Below are 1361 nucleotides of genomic sequence, written 5' to 3'. Positions count from 1 at the left end.
ATGGGAAATCTCATCTTGAGGGGGGCTTCACGCTTAGATGCTTTCAGCGCTTATCCCTTCCACACATAGCTACCCAGCGATGCTCCTGGCGGAACAACTGGTACACCAGCGGTGTGTCCATCCCGGTCCTCTCGTACTAAGGACAGCTCCTCTCAAATTTCCTACGCCCGCGACGGATAGGGACCGAACTGTCTCACGACGTTCTGAACCCAGCTCGCGTACCGCTTTAATGGGCGAACAGCCCAACCCTTGGGACCTACTCCAGCCCCAGGATGCGATGAGCCGACATCGAGGTGCCAAACCTCCCCGTCGATGTGGACTCTTGGGGGAGATAAGCCTGTTATCCCCAGGGTAGCTTTTATCCGTTGAGCGATGGCCCTTCCATGCGGAACCACCGGATCACTAAGCCCGACTTTCGTCCCTGCTCGACTTGTAGGTCTCGCAGTCAAGCTCCCTTTTGCCTTTGCACTCTACGAATGATTTCCAACCATTCTGAGGGAACCTTTGGGCGCCTCCGTTACTGTTTAGGAGGCGACCGCCCCAGTCAAACTGCCCACCTGACACTGTCCCCGAACCGGATCACGGCTCTAGGTTAGAATTTCAATACTGTCAGGGTAGTATCCCACCGACGCCTCCACCGAAGCTAGCGCTCCGGCTTCCAAGGCTCCTACCTATCCTGTACAAACAGTACCAAAATCCAATATCAAGCTACAGTAAAGCTCCATGGGGTCTTTCCGTCCTGTCGCGGGTAACCTGCATCTTCACAGGTAATATAATTTCACCGGGTCTCTCGTTGAGACAGTATCCAAATCGTTACACCATTCGTGCGGGTCGGAACTTACCCGACAAGGAATTTCGCTACCTTAGGACCGTTATAGTTACGGCCGCCGTTTACTGGGGCTTCAATTCAGAGCTTCTCCTAATGGATAACCCCTCCTCTTAACCTTCCAGCACCGGGCAGGTGTCAGCCCCTATACTTCGCCTTGCGGCTTCGCAGAGACCTGTGTTTTTGCTAAACAGTCGCTTGGATCTATTCACTGCGGCTCTCTCGGGCATACACCCTACCAGAGCACCCCTTCTCCCGAAGTTACGGGGTCATTTTGCCGAGTTCCTTAACGAGAGTTCTCCCGAGCGTCTTAGAATTCTCTTCTCGCCTACCTGTGTCGGTTTGCGGTACGGGCACCTCTCACCTCGCTAGAGGCTTTTCTAGGCAGTGTAGGATCAGGAACTTCGCTACTATAATTTCGCTCGCCATCACAGCTCAGCCTTAACGAGAAGCGGATTTGCCTACTTCTCAGCCTAACTGCTTGGACGCACATATCCATCAGTGCGCTTACCCTACCTTACTGCGTCCCCCCATT

Annotated in this window: 1 rRNA gene; it reads right to left on the bottom strand. The window is 53.8% G+C overall.

The window, feature by feature from the left end:
• Window positions 1-1361 (bottom strand): 23S ribosomal RNA (locus ACJ2A9_RS23510); the annotation flags it as partial.

This window comes from Anaerobacillus sp. MEB173 (genome assembly GCF_052119505.1).
GTDB lineage: Bacteria > Bacillota > Bacilli > Bacillales > JBJMAU01 > JBJMAU01.
This window is presented reverse-complemented; position numbering and strand designations above follow the sequence as displayed.